Here is an 18050-nt window from a genome sequence, read left to right on the forward strand (position 1 = left end):
CATGAAATTTTCGAGAATAGAAGTAGCTCTTAAGATGAAAGAAGTAGGCATGGTACCCGTTTTTTATCATCAAGATGTAGAAGTGTGTAAAAAAGTGTTGAAAGCTTGTTACGATGGCGGTGCTCGTGTATTCGAGTTTACAAATAGAGGAGACTTCGCTCATGAAGTATTTGCTGAATTAGTGAAATTCAGAAATACAGATATGCCAGAAATGGCGATGGGAATTGGTAGTATTTACGATGCAGGTACGACAGCATTGTACTTACAAATTGGTGCTGACTTTATCGTATCTCCAATTCTTAATGCAGATATGGCCAAAGTTTGTAACCGTAGAAAAGTATCTTGGTCACCAGGCTGTGGATCTCTAACAGAGATTTCATATGCTGAAGAATTAGGTGCAGAGGTAGTAAAAATCTTCCCAGGTGCACAAGTAGGTGGTCCAGATTTCGTGAAAGCAGTAAAGGGTCCTCAACCTTGGTCGAGCATTATGCCAACAGGTGGAGTGAAACCAGAAAGAGAAAATTTAGAAACATGGATCAAAGCCGGAGTACACTGTGTAGGTATAGGCTCACAGTTGTTCAAAAAAGGCGATGATGGACAATATAACTTAGATCAAATTACTTCTCAGGTAAAAGAGGTACTTCAGATCATTAAAGAAATACGTTAACCTGATTTATGACTTATTGGACAAATAACAAGGTTAAAAATATAGTTAATTTATTGATAAACGTCTTCCGCATTGTGGAGGGCGTTTTTTTGACGTTTAATCACACCAAGAAATACAATTAATCAATCCTCCTAATTTTGCAATCTCGTTGATGTTAATTGGTTCAATTATTTTATTTGGATATATTTTTTGTATTATGTTTAATGCTTCTTGATCTTTATTGCCCTCAACTTCAAAAATGGGAAAAAGGACAAAGTTGTTAAGAACTAAAAAATTGACATATACGCCAATAGCACTTTCTATTGGATTGTCTTTCGCTTTGTAATCAAACCAAGGCATTTCAAAATACTCCCATTTTATTTTCTTGATTAATCTTTTAAAACTTTTTTGAATATATACTAAATCACCATCAAGTTGATTGACGACTACTAATCCTTCTTTGATAATTCTTAAATAGCCATCTATATGGCCAGTCATATCAGTGGTAATGTCTTTCACAAAATATGGAGTACACGCAAGATCGTTGGAAAGTTGGTGAATTATCTCTTTTTTTTCTAAGCTTGGATTTTCTTTGAATACCCTTTCTGTAAGTATTGCTGTAGTATTTATTAATTCAACATTTCCTCCATCAAGGTTTAAAATAGAATTTTTAGCATTAATATGATTTTGTTTTAAAATACTTGATGGAGAAGATTGTAAGTGTAGATCTTTTAGTAAATAACTAGGCTCATATTTGAACTGAACTAGAGCTCTATTGGCATTTTTGACTGGCATATAATCACGACACCATATGTCTTTTGTCCCTTTCAAAAGAGAATAAGGCTGTTGGTGTTTTTCGAGCACTTTCTTAATCTCTTTCCAAGAGTTAGGATGATTTATTGGAAGTAGTTCCGAAAAGTAAATTCTTTCCATAATTATTGAAGTCCTTTGAATTGAGATTCTTCTTGCAAAAGGATTTGCTCTACTTTTTCAATATATTGAAGAATAGCATCCATCTGATCACCAATCGCATCTTTTACTAATTCTTCTTCTGTTTTGTATTCATCAATATTCTTTTTGTCGAATTTCCATTCATGACTTATGTGATTGATAATCCATTTAGTATCATCTATATCAAAAACTTTTGCTTCATCTAAGTTATTTAAAAGCGAAATCAGAAGTTTTCTAGCTGTTTTACCGTTCTCTTTTTTAGCAGTTGGGATAGATGTTTGAAATGAGGCTTTTTTGTCTGCAGTAAATTTTAATTCAAATAGGAAAGAATAATTATCTTTAAATTCTTGACCATTTTTTGGGATAATATACACTAGGTTTGGAGTAGTAAATCTAAAGGTATTATCATTAGAAGACTGTGTAACAATTAATTTTTTACTTTTTAGGTAGTTCTCAATTTTCAAATTAAAATCACCTGTGTAGTTTTTATTGTTTGCAATAAAATCAAAGACCTCTTGATGCTTTGAATACAATTCTTTGGCTAACTGATTGAGGTTTTCTGTTTTCAAAATATTTCGCTTTAAATTGGTGTTATAATCATATAGATAAACTTGAATGCTTTGAGATAAATTATTATCATTTATAGCCTTATCTATCAAGTTACTAATTTTATGGTAAGACATTAAATTATAAAATTCCAACTCATTTTTATCTAAAGGTTCATCTCCAAAAGGAGTGAGGTATACAAATATTTTCTTGTGGTTAGGAAATCTATCATTTATTGACCTTCTATATCTAAGGAGTTGACTTTCCCCTTCAAAGGAATCAATTTTATTCTCTATACAGATAATTAATTTGTCTGTTTTTACTACAATATCAATTCTATCATTTTTGTTGCTTTTGTCGTTATTGTATTCTGTAAAAACTTCTACTAATGTATCTTCTTCAATAAAAGAATCTTTATCTAAACTTTTTAGGAAATTATTTAAGAAATAAACGTTTAGTCCATGATTTTCTGTTGGATTTAATAGCCATGCAATAACATCTGAGTGCATGTTTTCCTTTCGTTTTTTTACAGAAAATAGATTGAATAAACTGGGTTCGTGAAATTTAGCTTGTAATGCCAAAAAATCCTCATTTTCAATAATGGATTCAAGGTGTTGTTTGTTCATTTTTTTATGGAATGATTGATGATTTTAGACTACTTTATGAGTTTTTTAGTTAGAAAAAATATAGTGGTATGAATATACATTATAAACATGTATTTATGGTAATTAATAGGAGAAAACTTCTATATTGCACCACCAAATTTATTTACCCTTTCACAAAGAAAGTAAACCATGAAATTAGAACTAAGCACACTTGAATCCTGGTTATGGGATTCTGCCGATATATTACGTGGATCTGTCGATTCAGGAGATTTTAAAAACTATATTTTTGGATTGATGTTCCTCAAGCGTGTTTCCGATGTTTATGACGAGGAAGTGGAACGTTTGATAGAGGAAGAAGATTACGATCAAGAAGAGGCACATGAAGATGTGCATTTCAAAGTGCCCGAAACGGGGCATTGGAAGGAGTTGATCAAAAAGACCCAAAATATTGGTGAGGCATTGGATAAGGCTTTTGCCGATATTGAAGAGGAAAATACAGAGTTAAATATTGATGGGGTGTTGACTGCTGTTCACTTTGGGAATAAGGCGGTACTGACCGATGAGGTATTACAACGCTTACTCAAACATTTTAATAAATATTCTTTACGTAATGCAGATTTATATTCTCCGGATATCTTAGGGGATGCTTACGAGTATCTGATCCGTATGTTTGCCGATGATGCAGGGAAGAAAGGAGGAGAGTTCTATACGCCTAACGGTGTGGTAAAACTGATTGTGAACTTGATCAAACCTGAAGTGGGCAATAGCATTTATGACCCTACATGTGGTAGTGGGGGCATGTTGATTGAATCGGCTCGTTATATTAGTAAACAAGAAGGAGGAAAGACGGCTTCGGGTATTGTGAACTGTTCCCTCAACGGACAGGAGAAAAACTTAAGTACTTGGGCGATCTGTAAGCTAAATATGATCTTGCACAATTACACGGACAGCCGTATTGAAAAAGGGGATACGCTGGGAACTCCGAAACATATTGATGCCAACGACGATTTCCTTTTACAGGATAGAGTGATTGCCAATCCTCCGTTTTCATTAGATAAATGGTGGGGAAGAGCTGAGGTTAATTTGGAGACGAAGATAGATAAAAAAGGAAATGAAAAAGAAATTGCACCTAACTATAAAAAAGCCGTTTCTGATCCTTTCGGACGTTTTAATTTGGGCGTTCCTCCTCGTGGTTATGCTGATTTGGCTTTCTTACAACACATGTTGGCAATGTTGAAAACCGATGGACGTATGGGTGTGGTCTTGCCGCATGGTGTATTGTTTAGAGGAAGTGCCGAAGGTAAAATTCGTGAGGGATTATTAAAGTCTGATCTGTTGGAAGGTGTGGTAGGTTTACCGTCTTCTCTTTTCTACAATACAGGTATTCCTGCGAGTATCTTGGTATTAAGCAAGAAAAAGAAAGCCCACTTACAAAACAAAGTGATCATTATTGATGGATCAGAGGAATTTAAGGAAGGGAAAAACCAAAACAGTTTAAAATCAGAACATATCCAAACCCTTACACAATGGTACGATACCCTTTTCAATAATGAAACAGCAGAGGAGGAAAACAAATATGCTCGTTTGGTGGAGATGGAAGAAATCGCTGAAAACGATTACAACCTGAATATCGCCCGCTATATCGATACTTCTGAACCAGAACCAGAAGTAGATGTACCTCAAGTGTTACAAGACTTAGAAGGCATCGAAAAGGAAGAAAAGGAGATCGATACTAAGTTGAATGAGTTTTTAAAGGAAATTGGGTTTTAGGGTATGGATAATAAAATAGATTTTGTTCCTGAACATTGGGAATATGTGACTCTAAAGGAAGTAGCAAATATCAATCCTTCAAAACCTAAACTTAATGATGATACGGAAGTCTCATTTATTGGTATGGCTGATACATCAGAAGATGCAAAATTGATAAATGCACATCCTAAAAAGTATAATGATGTAAAAAGTGGTTTTACAGGTTTTGAACAAAATGATGTTTTAATAGCTAAGATCACACCTTGTTTTGAAAATGGTAAAGGTGCATTTTTAAATGAACTGCCAACTAAATATGGTTTTGGAAGTACCGAATTTCATGTGATAAGAGGTTCAGAAAATATCTTATCAGAATATATTTATTATCATTCAATTTCATATAATTTTAGAGAGAATGGTAAAAATAACATGACTGGTTCTGCTGGACAGAAAAGAGTGAGCAAGCAATTTATTGAAAATTATAAAATTCCACTCCCTCCCCTCCCCGAACAAAAAAAGATCGCCTCCATCTTATCCACCGTCGATCAGAAGTTGGAACAGATAGACAAGCAGATCACCAAAACGCAGGAGTTAAAAAAGGGACTTTCCCAACGCTTATTGACTCGCGGTATCGGTCATACAAAATTTAAGCAGAGTAAGATTGGAGAAGTGCCGGAGAGTTGGGGGGTTGTGACTGTAGATGATGTGTCAGACGTACAAACAGGCGGTGCTGATACTCAAGATAAGATTGAAGGTGGTAAATATCCATTTTATGTAAGGTCAAATACGATAGAGAGAATTAATAATTATACTTTTGAAGGAGAAGCAATTTTAACATCAGGTGATGGTGTAGGAGTTGGAAAAATATATCATTATGTAAATGGTAAATTCAACTATCACCAAAGAGTATATAATATTCATAACTTCACAAATGAATATTATGGACAATTTTTCTATTACTATTTTTCACAGCATTTTTATGCTAGAGTCTCAAAAATGAGTGCAAAAAACTCTGTTGACTCAGTGAGAAGAGATATGATAACAAAAATGCCTATTCCATTACCATCAATCAAAGAACAAAAACAAATCGCCTCCATTCTCTCCACTGTTGACCAAAAGCTATCTATTTTGGAGGGTAAAAAATCCAAAGTAGAGGAGTTAAAGAAAGGCTTGATGCAGGGGTTGTTGAGTGGGAAGGTGAGGGTCTAGTAAGTATACAAAATAATTTTGATTACCTTTAAATATTATTGATATACGAAAATAATATGAACGAAAATAAATTTGATTCATCACAACATTATGTCAGTCTTAAAAATTTATTATTAGACCCTAATAATTATAGGTTTATTGATAATAAAAAATACAAAAAAGTTGAGCCTGAGAAAATTAGAGATGAGAATATTCAAAAAAGGACATTGAATTTTATCATTGGTGATAAACGAAAAAATATTGATGATTTACTTGTAAGTCTAAAAAGTAATGGTTTTTTGAAGGTTGATACTATTCAAGTTGAGAGATTAGATTCAAATAAATTTAGAGTTTTAGAAGGTAATAGACGAATAGCTACTTTAAAAGTATTACAAGAAGACTACAATGTCGGAATAGATATTGGTAATCTTGATCCATCTATTTTTAGTAAAGTACCTGTTGTTATATATGAAGAGAAATCTTCAGGTGAGCACGAAATAATAATGGGGTTGAAGCACATATCCGGTAATAAAAGATGGGCTCCGTTAAATCAAGCTCAGTTAATATACGATCTTTTTTATGATAAAAATTTAACTGAACATGAAATTCATAATTCACTTGGAATAACAATTCATAGCGTAAGGCGTAATATTAGAACTTTATCTCTAATTCAAGAATATAAAAAGAGTGATTTTCAAGATCAATTCAAACCTGATATGTTTGCCATTTTTAGAGAAGCAATTTCATCAACTTCAATTAAAGACTGGTTGAAATGGGATGATTTTTCTAAAAAAGCAATCGATGCTAGAAACTTGGAAAGATTCTTTAGTTGGATTTCTGAAAGTGCTAATTATCAAGTGATAACCAATGAATTTGGAGAAGAGGAAGAAGAAGAAAATTTATTGCCTCCAGCAATTACGAAAAGTACAGAAATTCCCACTTTAGCAAAAATTATTAATGATGAACAAGCAATTTGGGAATTAGAGAAAACAAGAAGTATTAATGATGCATATTCAGTTAGTGCAACTATAAATGAAGATCAATATCAAAAATCAATAGATACTTGCGAAAGTAGTATTGAAGATATGATTTTTTTCTCTAAAAAAGCTTCTAATTTACAATCAAGCAAACTCACTTTTTTAAAAAAGAAATTTGATAATTTTTTATCAAATATTGGAGTAGACCAAAATGTATCTTCTTCAAAATCAATAAAAAATATTTTTGTGAATTATAAGAGTGAAAAATTCTCTGAATTGACGTTACATGATTTTAAAGGATTCAAAACAAATATTAAGTTCCATGGTTTAAACAAAATTAACTTATTTGCAGGGGATAATAATTCGGGGAAATCATCTATTTTAGAAGCTATTTATTTATTAACAATTCAAAATGATATAAATGATATAATCGAAATTTATAGAAGACGTGGTAAATATTTGAAAGGACTACCAAAAGATTGGTTTAGTAAATATTTTAACCAAATTTCTATTTCTGGAAGATTTGATAATAAAGATGTTATTCTTAAGATAAGTTCAATCTTTGAAGATTTTGATGATAAAAGTAAAACAGATTATATTAATACTCTATTTGTAGAACATGGTTTCGGTGAGAATATCTTAAATAGTGAAGCATCAGAAGAAATATATTATAATAAAACAGAGAGCTCATCTGTTAAGTTTTTTAAGAATAACAAAGAAGATCAATTCTTTAGAGAAATAAATACAATATGTAATATTTCATATTCTAGTCCTTTTACACTTTTAAATAAAGATTTTATAAATACTTGTCATGAAGAAAGTGTTAAAAAAGGTACTTACAAAAAAATTATTTCATTCATTCAAAATTCTATCGATAGTAATATTTCGGATATAATAAAGGTTGGTTCTGGGGAACAAGTTAGATTTTTGGTTGACCATGAAAGATTTAAAGAGCCAGTTGATATTACAACATTTGGTGATGGCCTTCAGCGTATTTTTTATATAGGGCTTCAAGCATCAATAGCAGTTCATGGTGTTATGTGTATAGATGAACTAGAAAATGCAATTCATCATTCTTTATTACAGAGTTTTACAAAGTTTTTACAGGAGATATCATCTGAGTTTGATATACAATTCTTTATTACTACTCATAGTAATGAATGTATAAAAGCATTTTTTGAAAATGGATATAATAATGATGAAATTTCAGGTTATAAGCTTTTAAATAAAAATGGTGAAATCACCTATAAAGGAGCTAAAGGAAAGTCATTTGAGAAGCAAGTAATGAATTTTGGTTTAGATATTAGAGGAAAGGGTAATGAGTGATTCTAATGTTACGTTTGTATTAGTAGAAGGAAAACATGATACAGCAATTTTAAGTAGGTTATTGAGATTAAATAACTTTTCAGATTTTACAGATAAAAAAATAACTGACTTCCCAAATCCATTGAAAGGTTTCTTAGAAGGTATTTTAAATAAATTTGAATATCAAGATGAGGCAAACGTTTTTCAAAAGCCTCAGCTACCAAATAAAATTTGTAAAGATAAAGATTCTGATAACTTTTATGTTTTCTATCAAATGGGAGGAGATTCTCAATTTGATTATGTGATCAACTTAATAGAATTACTAAAAGTAGATGATTCATCTTCAGAATTTTTTGGTGAACAATCTTTCGATACAGATGTCAAGTTTTCATTACAATTATTTTTTGATGCTGATGTATGTTTTAAAAATCGGAAAAGAGAATTTGCAACTAAATATGCAGAATTACTACCGAATTTCATTGAATCTATTGATGTTGAAGATCATCAATATTTTTCTAATGTAGAAAACATTGATGGATTTAGTAATATAGGGATTTTTATATATGGTGAGGGGGAATCAGGTACTCTTGAAGATATTATTATTCCATTAATGAGAGATGATAAAAACGAAGCTTTATTTCAAAAAGGTGAAGATATTATTTCAGAGTTCATGCCTAATGAAGAAGAGGAGAGTTGTGCTAAGAAAAAACAAGGAATTAAGAGTAAAAAAGGGAAAGCACTTATTGGTATTGTGGGACAACCAAAACATCAAGGGAAAGCAAATCAGGTGATTATAAATGATACAAAATTCATAACAAAAGGAAAGCTAGATAATAATGATACTTTTAAAGAAATCTTTGATTTCATGACCTAAGTCTAAAAAGAGAACTATAACAAACATGTCAAACCCCGAATTCATACAATCAGAACAACCTGCCATCGAACTACTAAGCAAGCTCGGTTATACTTATTTAGATGGACAAAAAGACGACACTCGTTCTTCGATCAATGAAGTTTTATTTGAGGAGAAAGTAAAAGACGCGATAAAAAGGCTGAATCCATGGTTGCAAGAACAGCAGGTCAATCAAGCATTTCGAGAAGTAACGTTTAAAAGTTATGAGTCGTTGATGGAGGTGAATGAGCAGTTTTGGAAAAGGGTATTGTGTAAGGATGAATTTACAACGCAGTTAGAAGACTTAAACGATCCACATCGAAAGAAAAAAGATGTGCGTTATATAGATTTTGATCATCCAGAGAATAATGAATGGATAGTTACTAATCAATTAAAATTTAAAGGAAGCCAAAGTAATAGCATTCCAGATATAGTGGTGTATGTGAATGGTTTTCCTTTGGCAGTTATGGAGTGTAAATCGGCAAAAGCTAGCGGAGCCATCGACAAGGCGATTAGCGATATGCAGCACTACCAACGCAATAGTGAACGTCTTTTTGTTTATAATTTTATTTGTGCAGGAATGTGTAAATGGCAAGCGAGATATGGTGCCATCAATGCCCCTTCACAATTTTATTCGAGGTATAGAATCAAAGACGAAAGGGAGGTGGAAACCTTTTTGGGAAGAAAGGTGTCTGAGCAAGACATCATGCTGTATTACCTTTTTAGGAAAGACCTTTTCTTAGATATTTATAAATACTTTACCCTTTTTGAGTTGAGCGATGGGAAAAAAATCAAAAAACTCCCTCGTTATCAACAGATCAGAGCAACGAATAATACAATCAATAGCTTATCCAAAGACAGAGGTGGTGTAGTTTGGGCAACACAGGGATCAGGGAAATCCATTACTATGGGTTATGTCACTCGAAAACTACAAGCAGAAGAATTTGGTTTTGAGAACCCTACAATCATTGTCCTTACAGATAGAAAAGACTTGGACCGACAAATCACCAATACTTTTCAAAATATTGGTTTGAAGAATGTCAAACAAGCCACTTCTGTAGCAGGACTCAAAGATCTTTTAAGAAACGACTACGGTCAGATTATTACCACTACCATTCAGAAGTTCCAAGAAACCGACGATGAAGGTAATATCATAAGAACTAGAAAAGAAAAACAGAAAGACGGCTCCTTTATTTTCTTTAAAGAAATCATCAATCCAGAAGGAGAATTGATTCATGAAGAGATCATCAAAGAGTCAGAAGCAAAAGGGGGAAAGTTAAGTGTAGATACCCTTTCACAAAAGAAAAATATATATGTTCTTATTGATGAAGCACACCGTACACAATACGGTCTATTGGCTTCATTTATGAGAAAAGCATTACCCCATGCAAAGTTTGTTGCCTTTACAGGTACACCATTAAGCAAAGAAGATAAATCTACACTTGGTACTTTCTACGGTGGAGATTATTTAGATGTCTATACCATTAAAGAAGCAGTAGAAGATGGAGCTACTTTGCCATTACTTTATGAACAAGGACTTCCACAATATTTTATAGATAAGGAAGTCATGGATCAGGCTTTTGATGAAGAGTTTGGTCATGAATCACAAGAGAAACAAAAGCTCTTACAAAAAGAAGCAGGAAAGAAAATTAAAAGTGCCAATGAAAGGTTAGAAGCCATCGTTGATCACCTTTTGAACCACTACAAAACAAGAATCTATCCTGATGGATTAAAAGCCATGTTGGTCTGTGAAAATAGAGCCAATGCCATTGCTTACAAAAAGATTTTTGAAAGAAAAAAGGAAGAAGGAGCCATTGATTTTAATACAAGAGTGGTGATGTCGTTTTCTTTGAAGAAAGATCCACCTGAATACTTTGAATTAGCTACTCCATCCGAGGAAGTAAAAGATGCCGTAGAGAACTACAAGCTACCTTTTGGTGATGAAAATGATATAGAAAAATCAGGAAAATTGAAGTTCAATAACGATGGTATTTTAATTGTTTCCGATATGTTATTGACAGGTTATGATGCACCTATTGCTGGTGTATTGTATCTTGATAAGAACTTAAAAGAGCATACTTTGCTTCAGGCTTTAGCGAGGGTGAACCGAACAAGAAAAGGTAAACACGCAGGTATTATTGTCGATTATTACGGCATCGCCAACAACTTGATTCAAGCCTTAGAAATCTTTGGAGGGGAAATGACGAGAGAAGAAATCATTCCCGATCTTGAAAGCGAGTTTCCAAAGCTAGAGCAAAGACATGAGAAGTTGATTCAATTATTTAAAGGCGTAAAAGTCGACCGAAATTACGAAAGAGAAAAGTATATCGATCAAGCTGTAAGAATACTTGAGCCATTAGATATAAGAGACGATTTCAAAGACTTACTAAAGAAGTTTAATGAAAGTATTGCCATTGTTACACCTCATCCTAAAGCGGTTAAATACAAAAAAGATGTAAAGCTTTTTAATGAGATTCGACTTCAAGCAAGAAATATGTATCCAGAAGACGATACTTTAAAAATCTCCCCAGAAGAAAGTGCCAAGTTAAAAGCATTGATCGATGAACATTTGCATGCATCAGGAGTAAAAGACTTGTTAGAAGAACCTGTATCCATCATGGATCAAGAAAAATTCAAACAAGAATTAGATGGTACACTCTCACCAGAATCGAAGGCTAAAAAAATAGCCAACCGAGCAAGACACGTCATTAAAGTGGGGATGAATAATAACCCTGATTTTTATAAACCTTTGGGTGAATTGCTAGAAGAGTTAATCAAACAGCAAGAAGAAAACAGAATCTCTCAATTAGAACTATTCCAAAAGATTCAAGAGCAAGTCATCGACAAGATTGAGAACAAAGACAATGAGGCCAATAATTTAGGTTTAAATCATCAAGAATTTGCGGTGTATTCTACTTTAGGAACGCAATTAGGTGAGGATGCTGTAGAAGTCACCAAAGAAATCTTCGAAGTCATTCAACCTGAATTAGGAATTGTCGATTGGCAAAATAAGTTTGCTGTCCTCAAAGATATCGAAAAGAAAATACGTAAAGTGTTGAGAGGAAAAATGGAGAAAGAGGTGTATAAAGAAATGCTTCCGGTTTTGGTAGATTTAATTAAAAAGAATGGGTAGGGACGTTGCAGTGCAACGTCCGTACGGTTATTATTATTGAAAAAGTGTACGAATTAATGGTATGGGAAAAGTAAAATACGGAAATACAATCATCGACTATGTATTGAGTATTGAAAAAGAACTCAAACACGACTATATACAAGTAGAACAAGGACAACCTATTCTTTACCGAACTTCTAATGCTACGGAAGAAACGGCCAATAAATATGTATTAAAAAAGGCCCGCTGGATTATCGAAAAAATGAAGTTGGTAGCAGAACCTATTCATGAAGAAATAAAAACAGGTTCTCGTTTGCCTTACTTTGGTCGTAAATACTATGCAGAGATCAAGCAAGGAGATAAAAATGAAGTCAGCTTTTCGGGGTCAAAATTTCATATTACCTTAAAAGAGATAACACAGGAGAACATCAATGAATTGCTCCAATCTTTTTACCGCCAAAAATGTATTGAAAAAATTAAGCCTCGTTTCAATCGCTGGATCAAAACAACAGGATATACCCCTTCTAAAATATCGTTTAGAAAAATGGAAAAACGATGGGGTTCTTGTACTTCTGAAAATCAGATCATCCTCAATATTGATGCTTCAAAACTACCATGGAAATTGATAGATTATCTTATTCTTCACGAGCTATGTCATATTCCTTTCAAAGACCACACAAAGGACTTTTGGAATGAAATCAGAAAGCACATGGAAGACTATGAGGGGTATGATAAGAGGTTGGATTATTGGGAGGTATAATGAAAAATCAAATTCTAGACATGTGATATTTGTATTGGACAAATAACAAGGTTAAAAATATAGTTAATTTATTGATAAACGTCTTCCGCATTGTGGAGGGCGTTTTTTTAATACCCAAACCTCACCAAACAATGCCACAAATACTTCATCATCTGTAAGTTCTCATGAGTTTTATCCATCTGCTTCCCAGCTTCACCCAATACAAACGCATTAACTTTCCCATCACGACCAATTTTCTTGGCAAAAGCAGGAACATCCGGACCTCTAAAATCCCAAGGAAAATCATCTACAGGGAGTTCGGGGCCTTTGTGCCAAGTTAAATTGATATCAAATTTTTTGGAAAGTGTTTCTAGGTGGTTACCAATTGATGTTCCCAAAAATGAATCGTCAGCGACAAGGGCATCGATGTCGTCTTTTAGTAGAAGATCACCATGTATTTGTGCCTCTATGTAAAAGTCTAAATTCTTAGAAGGTGGATTGAAGAGATTGTAGTTACCTGCTTGTGGTAATTGTTTGTTCGTTTGTGAAAAAAAGTCACTTACCTTATTGTGGGCTATTCCTAAAGCAGTGCCACGAATAGAAAGATCTTTTAATAAAGCGGTATTGATGAATTCAAACTCTTGGATAGTGCCTAACTCTTTTGGTGAATCGTAAGTGTCTCCATAAGAAAAAGTAGTTCTATTTTTAATTTCAGGTTTCAATAGAAAATAACAAGAACCAAACCTTGGAGAGGGACCGTCTTTTGACATGTTGAGATGCAATGCACCATATTTAGGTCGTTCTGTAAAAGGTGTATTTTGATAAGCACCCTTAAAAATATGATCTTCCCATTCCTCTCTTGCTCCACCCTTAAATGCAGTCACGCTTCCAGAAGAAACTTGAGTTTCATATTGATTCTTATATTTCCCTGAAGCGATCATACCCTCAATGATTAGAGCATGGTCAGAAGTGTATCTATCAGGATGAAAATGTATACCAATACGGGAAAATCTCTTGAGTTTATCACAATATTCGTCATATACTTTTTGATCGATACCCGATTGATATAATATCATATCTCTTAGCTCAAGGTATTTATCTTGATGTATTTTGGTGTATTCTGACACCGCATGGATGGCTGATTTTTGTGATGAAGTTAAGTTCATTTAGGTTGGTAAACTAAAGGCTTAATAAGTGATATCTCCTAAAAATAACACCAAATTAATTATTTTTTGAAGACATCACTTAATTATTTATTTATGTCGCTCTACCCAATCACGTATCAGTTTAATAAACCTTGGGTAGTCGTCTTGATAGACAAAGTGACCACAATTATCAAATATCTCTAATTCACTATTAGGTAGTCTTTTATGAAGGTTTTCTGCATTTACAGGGTGGAGTATCGCTTCGTGTTCTCCCCAGAAAACCTTTACAGGTAATTCAATGTTCTTTAGATTTTCATCTAAATGAGGTACAGAGGCAGTATATTTTTTAAACCACTTCATGTTATTGGCCACCTTTCCCGTATGTGCTTTTTTGTAATCCGATATCTCATATTTATTTGGCACATATTGAACATTTCCTAAGTTTTTAGCCGATTCAATTAAGGCACCACTGCCGGCAATCACAAACATGATTCTCCAAAATTCAGAATGAACCATTTTTCTCATCACACTCGGTTCAGATGTAGGTAAAGCGGCAGGGCCATCTCCAATCATTATAGATTTTACTTTGTGTTGATGATTGATGATATAATTTAATGTAGTCGGCATACCAACATCAGGTCCAACAATATGCAAGTTTTCAATCTTGAAATGTTGAATAAAGGTATCGAGAAATTGTCCTTGATAATCAAAAGACATATATTCTTCTCCATTAGCACTTCCTCCAAAACCGGGTAAATCGTAAGCGTACAAATTATAATCCTTTTTTAGATCATCCCATATAGGAGAATATGCGATGATAGTATGAGGGAAAGCGGACAAAAGAATAATACTTTCTTTGTCTTTATCTTTATCAATTTCTGATTTAGCCATTCTAATTTTTACCCCATTGATAGAAAGATATTCCAATGGCATCTCAAAAGGTTGAGCTAAAGTGGGTTGATCAGAATAATTGTTTTGCTTTCTAATTTTATTCAAACCGGGCATTTCTGGAGTAATCAAGCTTACAAATGCAGCATTGAATTTATCATAAAGATTTATGGAACTAAGTTTTTGGTTATTCATATATTTAAAAAAGAATCTAACTTAAACAGTAATTAAAATAAATACATCATAGAGATTATATGATCAATAATGAATTAATTAGTTAATCAGTTCTTATTTTATACAATGGAGTAAATTATATCAAAAAATAATGATATGAATACTTTTATTTATTCATAGATACATGATGTGAATCGATTTTATCTTATTTGAAGGAAATTATATCGTCCTAGTTTTTCAACATGAAACTTTTTATACTAATACTATTATTTTTCTTACAGCTTCCTTCCGACTTAGAAGTGCCCACATTCGAATTAGAAGTGAGACATCCTGGTATCAAAGAGGGGAATCAAGTGATTGGAATTGTTGAAAATGATCAGCACCAATATTCGACGAATGTGGCTTCTGTGATTTGTTACACTAACCAATGTAAAATCATAACAGTGACTTTAGAATGGGATATGTATGGTGATTTTAAGAAATTAATCATCCCCAAAGGCCAACAGCTTGAAAAATATGTTGATGGAAAAGCGATGGATTTTGATGCGGCCGATTATCAAAAGTTGAATGCTATTCTACGCGATCCTTTTTCTAAGTTAGGAGGTTTGACGTATGAAGATTTACAAGTGGAAGAAGACGATTTAGATGGATATTCTGGTGCCACAAGAGAATTTATTACCGATAAAGATGTGGTGGTAGGAGCAACACTTTCTTGTTTTACGTTATGGCATTGGGTGAATAATGAAAAGATTAAAAATGAACTGAGAAACAGAACTGTTCAGCAATTCTCTGAAGATGATATTAGAGCGGTCATTAAACAACCTACTGATAGGACAAACCATTTATTGTTGGATATTTTTGATCAGAAAGCCTTTGATATATCAGATTACTTCCTCTATTTCTTAGATCATGCGGATAAGATTTTTGCCGATGAGTTGAAATTGATTTTAAAACAGATCAATTACGATCAAAAAATAGCATTACTCGACGCCACCAATAAGCAGCAAAATCGATTACTTATTCTAAACAATCTTTTTGATAAAGAATCATATCATGAAGAATTTATTGATAAAGTAAAATTTGATGATTTCAATGAAGTGAATGCATTTATCGATTACCTCACCACTAAAGAAATATATTCAGAAGATATCACCGAAAAATTACTCGACAAATTGAGTATTCCGGATGTGGTGATAAGCCGATCAATATACTGGTATTTAAAAGGAAATGTACTTACAAAACCTCAGAATAAAGTCCTAAAACGATACGAAAGAGCCAATAAGCAATATCTATAATGTTTTAATGATTTGATAATGTGTCTCTGAACAAATTATTTACCCATACATACAACCATCCATTTTTTAAATAGGACTTTTACAAAATGACAAACAATACGAGTGGAATGAAAATATTACAAACCGTCATTTTAGGACTATCCTTATTATGTATTACTTCTTGTAGTCATAAGGAAAAAGAAAACAAACTAGAGAAACCAAATATCGTTTGGGTGATGTTGGAGGACATTAGTCATGACTTTGAATGTTATGGAATGCCTGCCGTAAAAACACCCACTTTTAATGCCTTAGCAGAAGAAGGAACGTTGTATTATAATTGTTATGGGACAGCATCAATTTGCTCGACCAACCGATCTGCTATGATGGTCGGTGCCCATCAGCGATTGACCAATACGCATCACCACAGAAGTAATAGAGAAGAACCACTAGCATCGCCTTTCCAACCATTCACTTATTTATTAAAAAAACAAGGATATACGAACGTCTTAGGCCATAAAAATGTAATGAAAAAAGGCCGTAAGATTGATGTGAATTTCAAGCACAAACCCATTGGAAATTGGGAAGAGGACTACGGACTTTTTGATAAGTTCGACGAGTTCACTGCAGAAGATCAACCGTTTTTTGCACAGATTCAGTTAGCCGTAACGCACAGAGGCGATTGGTGGACAGAAGTGAGAGAACAATCGGAACATCCTGTAAATCCTGCAGAGGTACAACTACCGCCGGAATATGCCGATCATCCTGCCATTCGTTTGGACTGGGCAAAATATTTAGATCAGGTCGAGTACGCTGATAACGAAATGAAAATGTTGATCGACGAGCTAAAAGTAAAAGGAGTTTACGATAATACTGTCATTATTGTGATTGGCGACAATGGTCGTTGTAATATTAAAGGTAAAGGTTATTTGCACGATCCTGGATCAAGAATTCCTTTAATCATCAAGTGGCCAGAAGGTTATGAGCATGATAAAGAATCTCAGCAAATTATTGCAAGCACAGATATTACCGCTACAATTTTAGATATCGCAGGTGTTGAACTTCCAGATTACTTAACAGGACAATCGTTTATTGATGAAAATTTTGATCGTAAAAACGTGTATTCTTACAGAGGTCTATGGGATGAAATTCCAGAGCAAGTAAGCTCAATTACGGGAGAACGCTTTAGATATATCAGAAACGATAAACCAGAAATTCCTTACGATGCGCATCAAGGGTATTTGGAATGGTACAGACCGGCGGTACATGTAATGCGATCTTTAAACGAAGAAGGAAAATTAAACGAGATACAGCAACGTTGGTTTGAGCCAACAAAACCTCAAGAGGAGTTGTACGATTTTGTGAATGATCCCTTCGAGATACATAATTTGGCAAACAATCCAGAATACAAAGATGTATTGAAACAAATGCGTGAAGAAACATTGGAAATGGATAAACAAATGACGCCTGTTTCTAATGTATATGATCCTAAAGCAGTACCTGGTTTGGCTCCTGTGAATTTTGTGAAAGAACATTATCCAAAAGAGTATCAAAGAATGCTTGATGGAGAAGAAATTGGCTACAAAAAATATTCAAAATTATACAAAAAACATTTAGCTAAAGAGAAATCAAAATCGATACAGTCAAAATAGAAATATTATTTATTATAGTTAGAATCAATTGATGTGTGACTTGTATTATAAAGTTGAAAAAACACCTTCTATTCGGGGGTGTTTTTTTTGTCCTAAATTTTTATAAAACCTGAAAGAATGACCATAAAAAGTTACTTTTTGATAAAGAAAAGCTACATATTGACGAATAGGTACATTTTTTAGATGTAAATAGACAAATAAAAAAGAAGCATC

At 33.3% G+C, this 18050-nt stretch carries 13 protein-coding genes; 9 read left to right on the forward strand and 4 right to left on the reverse strand.

Translation table 11 applies throughout. From position 1 onward, the window contains the following. The first annotated feature begins 1 nt into the window (after nucleotide 1). Nucleotides 2-667 (forward strand): bifunctional 4-hydroxy-2-oxoglutarate aldolase/2-dehydro-3-deoxy-phosphogluconate aldolase, encoded by a 666-nt coding sequence (locus tag MY04_RS21270; RefSeq protein ID WP_205958100.1) that lies wholly within the window; start codon nucleotides 2-4, stop codon nucleotides 665-667. Between the two features lie 96 nt (nucleotides 668-763). On the opposite strand, the gene MY04_RS21275 is transcribed toward MY04_RS21270, so the two are convergent. Together MY04_RS21275 and MY04_RS21280 are read right to left on the reverse strand one after the other, a co-directional pair. Further along, nucleotides 764-1579: an agmatine deiminase family protein gene (locus MY04_RS21275; RefSeq protein ID WP_066214043.1), complete on the reverse strand. Its 816-nt coding sequence runs from the start codon at nucleotides 1577-1579 to the stop codon at nucleotides 764-766. 2 nt (nucleotides 1580-1581) lie between these two features. Then, nucleotides 1582-2769, reverse strand: coding sequence for a PDDEXK-like family protein (locus MY04_RS21280; protein WP_066214047.1), 1188 nt, complete (start codon nucleotides 2767-2769; stop codon nucleotides 1582-1584). Between the two features lie 168 nt (nucleotides 2770-2937). Between MY04_RS21280 and MY04_RS21285 the strand changes: the two genes are divergently transcribed. The 6 genes from MY04_RS21285 to MY04_RS21310 all read left to right on the forward strand — a co-directional run bounded on the left by MY04_RS21285 (nucleotide 2938) and on the right by MY04_RS21310 (nucleotide 12728). Next, complete coding sequence (locus MY04_RS21285; RefSeq protein ID WP_066214051.1) at nucleotides 2938-4518, forward strand: type I restriction-modification system subunit M; 1581 nt, start codon at nucleotides 2938-2940, stop codon at nucleotides 4516-4518. Nucleotides 4519-4521: 3 nt separating this feature from the next. Beyond that, nucleotides 4522-5703, forward strand: a complete 1182-nt coding sequence (locus MY04_RS21290; RefSeq protein WP_066214054.1) for a restriction endonuclease subunit S — start codon at nucleotides 4522-4524, stop codon at nucleotides 5701-5703. A gap of 56 nt (nucleotides 5704-5759) precedes the next feature. Further along, on the forward strand, nucleotides 5760-7985 hold the full coding sequence (locus tag MY04_RS21295; RefSeq protein ID WP_066214057.1) for an AAA family ATPase: 2226 nt from the start codon (nucleotides 5760-5762) through the stop codon (nucleotides 7983-7985). Beyond that, entirely contained in the window at nucleotides 7978-8838 is an 861-nt protein-coding gene (locus MY04_RS21300) for a DUF3226 domain-containing protein (RefSeq protein WP_066214060.1), read from the forward strand. Before MY04_RS21295 ends, MY04_RS21300 begins: the two co-directional genes overlap by 8 nt. 25 nt (nucleotides 8839-8863) lie before the next feature. Next, nucleotides 8864-11989 carry a type I restriction endonuclease subunit R gene (locus MY04_RS21305; protein WP_066214063.1) on the forward strand — a complete coding sequence of 1042 codons (3126 nt, stop codon included), beginning with the start codon at nucleotides 8864-8866 and terminating at the stop codon, nucleotides 11987-11989. Between the two features lie 61 nt (nucleotides 11990-12050). Continuing rightward, nucleotides 12051-12728: a M48 family metallopeptidase gene (locus MY04_RS21310; RefSeq protein WP_066214065.1), complete on the forward strand. Its 678-nt coding sequence runs from the start codon at nucleotides 12051-12053 to the stop codon at nucleotides 12726-12728. Between the two features lie 107 nt (nucleotides 12729-12835). Here the strand turns inward: MY04_RS21310 and MY04_RS21315 are convergent, their stop codons facing one another. Together MY04_RS21315 and MY04_RS21320 are read right to left on the reverse strand one after the other, a co-directional pair. After that, nucleotides 12836-13873 carry a DUF3626 domain-containing protein gene (locus tag MY04_RS21315; RefSeq protein WP_066214068.1) on the reverse strand — a complete coding sequence of 346 codons (1038 nt, stop codon included), beginning with the start codon at nucleotides 13871-13873 and terminating at the stop codon, nucleotides 12836-12838. A gap of 87 nt (nucleotides 13874-13960) precedes the next feature. Beyond that, entirely contained in the window at nucleotides 13961-14935 is a 975-nt protein-coding gene (locus tag MY04_RS21320; protein WP_066214070.1) for an alpha/beta fold hydrolase, read from the reverse strand. Between the two features lie 221 nt (nucleotides 14936-15156). Between MY04_RS21320 and MY04_RS21325 the strand changes: the two genes are divergently transcribed. Together MY04_RS21325 and MY04_RS21330 are read left to right on the forward strand one after the other, a co-directional pair. Next, complete coding sequence (locus tag MY04_RS21325) at nucleotides 15157-16209, forward strand: hypothetical protein (protein WP_066214073.1); 1053 nt, start codon at nucleotides 15157-15159, stop codon at nucleotides 16207-16209. A gap of 107 nt (nucleotides 16210-16316) precedes the next feature. After that, on the forward strand, nucleotides 16317-17837 hold the full coding sequence (locus MY04_RS21330) for a sulfatase family protein (protein WP_084006189.1): 1521 nt from the start codon (nucleotides 16317-16319) through the stop codon (nucleotides 17835-17837). Nucleotides 17838-18050 lie beyond the last annotated feature (213 nt).

Origin of the sequence: Flammeovirga sp. MY04 (assembly GCF_001682195.2) — a bacterium.
GTDB classification, from domain to species: Bacteria; Bacteroidota; Bacteroidia; order Cytophagales; family Flammeovirgaceae; genus Flammeovirga; species Flammeovirga yaeyamensis.

Bases quoted from the DNA above. Each gene is read 5' to 3' on its own strand.
- MY04_RS21270 (WP_205958100.1), top strand. From the start codon at position 2: ATGAAATTTTCGAGAATAGAAGTAGCTCTTAAGATGAAAGAAGTAGGC.
- MY04_RS21275 (WP_066214043.1), bottom strand. From the start codon at position 1,579: ATGGAAAGAATTTACTTTTCGGAACTACTTCCAATAAATCATCCTAAC.
- MY04_RS21280 (WP_066214047.1), bottom strand. From the start codon at position 2,769: ATGAACAAACAACACCTTGAATCCATTATTGAAAATGAGGATTTTTTG.
- MY04_RS21285 (WP_066214051.1), top strand. From the start codon at position 2,938: ATGAAATTAGAACTAAGCACACTTGAATCCTGGTTATGGGATTCTGCC.
- MY04_RS21290 (WP_066214054.1), top strand. From the start codon at position 4,522: ATGGATAATAAAATAGATTTTGTTCCTGAACATTGGGAATATGTGACT.
- MY04_RS21295 (WP_066214057.1), top strand. From the start codon at position 5,760: ATGAACGAAAATAAATTTGATTCATCACAACATTATGTCAGTCTTAAA.
- MY04_RS21300 (WP_066214060.1), top strand. From the start codon at position 7,978: ATGAGTGATTCTAATGTTACGTTTGTATTAGTAGAAGGAAAACATGAT.
- MY04_RS21305 (WP_066214063.1), top strand. From the start codon at position 8,864: ATGTCAAACCCCGAATTCATACAATCAGAACAACCTGCCATCGAACTA.
- MY04_RS21310 (WP_066214065.1), top strand. From the start codon at position 12,051: ATGGGAAAAGTAAAATACGGAAATACAATCATCGACTATGTATTGAGT.
- MY04_RS21315 (WP_066214068.1), bottom strand. From the start codon at position 13,873: ATGAACTTAACTTCATCACAAAAATCAGCCATCCATGCGGTGTCAGAA.
- MY04_RS21320 (WP_066214070.1), bottom strand. From the start codon at position 14,935: ATGAATAACCAAAAACTTAGTTCCATAAATCTTTATGATAAATTCAAT.
- MY04_RS21325 (WP_066214073.1), top strand. From the start codon at position 15,157: ATGAAACTTTTTATACTAATACTATTATTTTTCTTACAGCTTCCTTCC.
- MY04_RS21330 (WP_084006189.1), top strand. From the start codon at position 16,317: ATGAAAATATTACAAACCGTCATTTTAGGACTATCCTTATTATGTATT.